The following is a 5,321-nucleotide window of genomic DNA, read 5'->3' on the forward strand; positions in this document are numbered from 1 at the left end:
GATGAATGGATGACAGATGACCTCCCCATTATTCAATAACTTCTCAAGACCTACATTTCCCTCACGCAGGTGGGATACCCACACTGATGTATCAACAAGAACCATTCTAATTATTTGTCGTTCTTCTGCGAGGTATCATCTTTAATTGCTTTTCAGTTCCGCCCAATTTTGCAAGTCTCTTACTACTTTCCCTGGCAATCAAGGCTTCCAGGCTAAGTTTAACTAGAGAGGTCTTTTCTTTAATTCCAGTCAATTTTGATGCCTTAGCAAGGAGTTCATCATCTATGTTTAATGTAGTTCTCATTGATTTCCCTCCGAATTATGCAATATTATATGTATTATTATGTATCCTTAATACATCATTGTCAAGAGTTAAAATTAAAATTAGGTGGTAAATATGTCTATACCAAGTGCCAATAATGGGAGCCGTCTGTCTAACCCCTCAAAAAATAAGAGTAAAAATTACTGAATGTTCTTTTGATAGAAGACCAACCTCTATGACCAACTTGAATCTTTCCGGAAGGAGGTGATGATAGATATGAGAAGGTTGTTGATTATTTCAGTAATAACTCTGCTCTCTTTTGGTTTTCAGATCGGGTGTGCAGGTAAAGAATTCGCACCCAAAGGCGATTATACTTGAGGATGTCCATTTTGATTTTGATAAAGCGACGCTCACAAAAGAGGCTATAATCATAATTTAAGGCATCGAAGGGGCAAGAATCTCTTGCCCCTTTCTCTAAATCTTGACTTTCTTAGACCATAAATTTTATTATGTATGTAAATGCATACCTGAGTCATAGCAAAAAATGTTATAGCGAGGTGAATTCAATGTCTGAGACATATCAGCCAAGGAGACGAAGAATGAAGAGAACCCATGGTTTTCTGAAGAGAATGTCAACTAAATCTGGCAGGGCAGTTATCAATAGAAGAAGGGCAAAGGGAAGAAAGAGATTATCTGTTTAATGCCAGATTATCCAAGAATCAGGAGCCGTCAAGAATATGACAGGGTTTTCAAAGAAGGGAAAAGATATTCAACAGGTAGCATGGTTCTTTATTACAGAGAGAATGGCTCAGGCTTCACGAGGTATGGCTATGCGGTCGGCAAAAGGGTAGGCACCGCTATCAGGAGAAATAGGATAAAGAGAAGGATACGGGAGGCAGTTAAGCAGATCTATGATGAAATCACAGGGGGATACGACCTTGTAATAGTAGCCCGCAGAGAGGCAGAATTTTCAGAAATAGTTTTAGATTTAAAGAGGCTATTAAGTCAAGCAAGAATCTTTGAGAACACCAGATGAAGACAATCGCACTTTTTCTTATAAGGCTTTATAAAAACTATCTATCGCCATTTTTGCCCCCATCATGTAGATTTACACCATCTTGTTCAGAATACTCTTTTGAGGCGATAGAGAAATACGGGATTATTAAAGGTACATGGATGTCAATAAAGCGGTTGCTTAGATGCCATCCTTTTCATCCTGGTGGCTATGACCCTGTAGGATAGTAAGGAATAACGAATATGGGTAAACGGGCTATTCTGGCTTTTGTGCTTACACTAATTGTGTTAATTTTCTATCAGTATCTATTAGAGCAATTTATGCCCCAATATATCCAGCAGAAAAAACAGCCCCCTCAAAAAAAAGAAGAGGTTATTGTAGCACCTGTGCCTTCACCCAAACCATCTCCTCCAAAAAGAATTATTACAAAGGTTGAGGCTGTTGCTGAAAAGGATATTATTGTTGAAACTGACCTATACAGGGCTATCTTCACAAATAAAGGTGCGGCTATAAAGAGCTGGGAACTAAAAAGATACAAGGACAATAGCAAGAAAAATCCTGTTAGACTTCTTAAAGAGAACCTTGATGTTTATCCATTGTCAATAGCTATTGACGGACATGGAATACTTAATAAGAATTATAAAGTCGACAGAGAAAAAATAACGCTAAGCAAAGAGAAATACACTGATACATTATCCTTTATTTACCAGGACCCCTCTGGTCTTTCTATAAAGAAGAATTTAACCTTTTATAATGTTGACTATAAGATAAATATGACTGTAGAGATCGGAGGGGCAAGTTCCTTTATTCTTTCTCTTGGGACAAATTTCGGGATATTTGATGCTGAAACGGGAAGCATCTCAGGACATATTGGTCCTGTAGTAAGGATAAATAGCAAGAATATAACTGAAGACCTAAAGTTAAAGGAGAATAAGGTTCATACAGGAAATATCCATTGGGTAGCCATAGAGGACAAATATTTTGCATCAGCAATTGTTCCATTTAAAAATCCTGATAATGTACTTATAAACAAGGAAAAGAATGGTCTCTCGGTAGGCATAAAGGTCTCTGAATCTCAAAAGACAGAATTTCTCCTTTATGCAGGACCAAAAGAATATGACAGGCTCAAGGCGCTAAAGGTAAACCTCGAGGACATAATAGATTATGGATGGTTCGCAGTACTCGCAAAACCACTTTTCTGGATGCTTAAGTTCTTTAATGACTTCTTAAAGAATTATGGACTTTCAATAATAGCCTTGAGCACCGTGATAAAGATAGTCTTTATACCTCTTACTCACAAAAGCCAGAAATCAATGAAGGCAATGCAAGAACTAACACCAAAGATAAATGCCCTGAGGGAGAAATACAAGAAGGACACCCAGCGGCTGAACAAGGAGGTAATGGAACTATACAAAAAGCACAAGATAAACCCGATGGGTGGATGTCTTCCAATACTACTGCAGATTCCTGTCTTCATTGCTCTGTATAATGTCCTTATAAATATCATTGAACTGAGGGGTGCACCATTTGTCCTCTGGATACAGGACCTGTCACAGAAAGATCCCTACTATATACTTCCCATAGCCATGGGTATAAGTATGTTAATCCAGCAGAAGATGACACCTACGCCTGCAACGGCAGACCCTATTCAGAGTAAGATAATGCTTTTTCTTCCGGTTATATTTACGATTATGTTTTTGAGTTTTCCTGCCGGACTTGTTCTCTACTGGCTTGTGAACAATATCCTTACTATTGCCCAGCAGTGGTATACAAATAAAAAACTGGCACATAAGTAACGAGGCTGTTGCCGAACTCTTTGAGCAATCCCCTTCACCCCCACGAGTCATAGATAAAGATGTTTAACCAGTGAATTAGGTTGCCAGAACCTTCAGATTAATGATAATATTTTTACTGATACTGTAAAAAAGTATATGTAAGTCTTCAAGAGTCTGTAATAATCTCTGATGACAGTTTTTTAGCTTTAGTTATAGAAAAAGCAGATATTTTGAAAAGAGATAGAGAATCAGTCAAAGAGATTTATGCTATTGCTAATATTGAGCGAACTGAAAAATATATTCACAGAATAAAATCTCACCACCAGTATACTTTTACAGTATCTCAAAAAGAATCAGAGTTTTAAAAAAGATTTTCGCGCAGTCGGCTTCGTCCTGATAGTTCGGGATTCCACACCACCATTTAATGTGCCTGTTTGCCTCTTTAAAAGCAATGACATTTTTTATAAAAATTCTCTTGTGGAGCAGTCTTAAATGTATTACAATATGCAACAAAATGTAACATAACTAAAAATGAAAAAATTTATAGAAACATACACAGTTGAGGAAGTTGCCGAGGCATTGCGATTGCATCCCTATACAGTGAGACGCTTAAGTCGGGAAGGTAAAATCCCGGCTTTTAAATTTGGAGGGCAGTGGAGGTTTGATGTTCAGGAGATAGATACATGGCGAAGAAACCAAAGCAAACAAAACTTTACGAAAAAGCGATAAAGAATTGGCCGGTAGATGACATGCCAAGAGAGAAGCTTTTTAAATCTGGCGAACACACTTTAAGTAATACTGAACTCATAGCCATACTCTTGCGTAGGGGTATACCCTATGAAGATATCAGCATTATAATTTCACCTTCAGAAGTGGAAGACATTGAACCACCGACAAAAACAAGGGACATACATAAAGATTTTATCAGTAAGAATATGGTGTAATAGCTTACGGTGAAACAGAAAAAAACTAAAGCAAAAAAGAAAAACTCAAACGGTGGGAATCTTGGGTTTGAAGAAAAGCTCTGGCAGGCGGCTGATAAGATGCGGGGGCATATGGACCCTGCCGAATATAAGCATGTAGTCCTTGGACTTATCTTCCTGAAATACATCTCAGATGCCTTTGAAGAAAGGCGAAGCCAACTTGAAACCCTCGTATCTGAGCCTTCGAGTGAATATTATGTGAAAGAAGAACAGGCTCGATACGGCGTTGTCGAAGATCGGGATGAATACACATCTGAAAATATCTTCTGGGTGCCTAAAAAAGCCCGCTGGCAATATCTTCAAGCCAATGCAAAACAAACAACTATTGGCAAGCTCGTTGACGATTCAATGGTGGCTATTGAAAAAGAAAACCCTTCTCTTAAAGGAGTCCTTCCAAAAGATTATGCCCGTCCAACGCTTGATAAACATACTCTCGGTGAACTGATTGACCTCATAGGAACCATCGGTTTAGGCGACTATGAAAGCAGGTCAAAGGATATTCTTGGAAGGGTGTATGAATATTTTCTTGGGAGATTTGCATCTGCTGAGGGAAAAGGTGGTGGTGAATTCTACACACCCCGGTCTGTTGTTAAAATTCTTGTTGAGATGATAGAACCATACAAAGGCAGGGTATTTGACCCTTGCTGTGGTTCTGGTGGAATGTTTGTTCAATCAGAGAAATTTGTAGAAGCCCATGGGGGACGGAAAGGTGATATTTCTATTTATGGACAGGAGTCAAACCCTACAACGTGGAAACTCTGCAAAATGAATCTTGCCATTCGCGGTATTGAAGGAAACATTGGCACTCACAATTCGGACAGTTTCAGAAATGACTTGCATAAAGACCTGAAAGCAGATTTTATTCTCGCAAATCCTCCATTTAATGACAGTGACTGGAAAGGGGAATTGCTAAGAGAAGATGTGAGATGGAAATTTGGAATTCCCCCTGTAAGTAACGCTAATTTTGCATGGATACAGCACTTCATCCATCACCTCGCACCAAATGGAATTGCTGGATTTGTCCTTGCTAATGGTTCTATGTCTTCTAATACATCAGGAGAAGGTGAAATACGAAAAAATATTATTGAGGCAGATTTAGTTGACTGTATGATTGCCCTTCCTGGTCAGCTTTTTTATACAACTCAAATACCAGCCTGCCTTTGGTTTATCACTCGGAATAAAAAGAACAGTAAATTCCGTGACCGTAAAGGTCAAACCCTGTTTATAGACGCCCGCAAGATGGGCTATCTGATTGACAGGAGACATAGAGAATTGTCTGATGAAGA

At 38.6% G+C, this 5,321-nt stretch carries 8 protein-coding genes; 7 read left to right on the forward strand and 1 reads right to left on the reverse strand.

What is annotated here, in order from left to right:
- Positions 1-106: 106 nt before the first annotated feature.
- Entirely contained in the window at positions 107-304 is a 198-nt protein-coding gene (locus AB1488_05835; protein ID MEW6409617.1) for a type II toxin-antitoxin system VapB family antitoxin, read from the reverse strand.
- A gap of 524 nt (positions 305-828) precedes the next feature.
- Between AB1488_05835 and rpmH the strand changes: the two genes are divergently transcribed.
- The 7 genes from rpmH to AB1488_05870 all read left to right on the forward strand — a co-directional run.
- Positions 829-963 (forward strand): 50S ribosomal protein L34, encoded by a 135-nt coding sequence (gene rpmH / locus AB1488_05840; GenBank protein MEW6409618.1) that lies wholly within the window; start codon positions 829-831, stop codon positions 961-963.
- Positions 963-1,298, forward strand: a complete 336-nt coding sequence (gene rnpA / locus AB1488_05845) for a ribonuclease P protein component (protein MEW6409619.1) — start codon at positions 963-965, stop codon at positions 1,296-1,298. Before rpmH ends, rnpA begins: the two co-directional genes overlap by 1 nt.
- The gene (gene yidD / locus AB1488_05850) at positions 1,295-1,504 is read left to right on the forward strand and encodes a membrane protein insertion efficiency factor YidD (protein ID MEW6409620.1); all 210 of its coding nucleotides are present in this window, start codon (positions 1,295-1,297) and stop codon (positions 1,502-1,504) included. The genes rnpA and yidD overlap by 4 nt, the downstream gene beginning before the upstream one ends.
- 15 nt (positions 1,505-1,519) lie before the next feature.
- Positions 1,520-3,073, forward strand: a complete 1,554-nt coding sequence (yidC, locus tag AB1488_05855) for a membrane protein insertase YidC (protein MEW6409621.1) — start codon at positions 1,520-1,522, stop codon at positions 3,071-3,073.
- A gap of 510 nt (positions 3,074-3,583) precedes the next feature.
- Complete coding sequence (locus AB1488_05860) at positions 3,584-3,781, forward strand: helix-turn-helix domain-containing protein (protein MEW6409622.1); 198 nt, start codon at positions 3,584-3,586, stop codon at positions 3,779-3,781.
- A complete protein-coding gene (locus AB1488_05865; protein ID MEW6409623.1) occupies positions 3,736-3,996 on the forward strand; it encodes a UPF0758 domain-containing protein in 261 nt (86 codons plus the stop codon). Before AB1488_05860 ends, AB1488_05865 begins: the two co-directional genes overlap by 46 nt.
- Before the next feature lie 99 nt (positions 3,997-4,095).
- On the forward strand, positions 4,096-5,321 hold a 1,226-nt coding region (locus AB1488_05870; GenBank protein ID MEW6409624.1), incomplete at its 3' end, for a class I SAM-dependent DNA methyltransferase.

The organism is Nitrospirota bacterium (genome assembly GCA_040756155.1).
In the GTDB taxonomy this organism is placed as follows: domain Bacteria; phylum Nitrospirota; class Thermodesulfovibrionia; order JACRGW01; family JBFLZU01; genus JBFLZU01.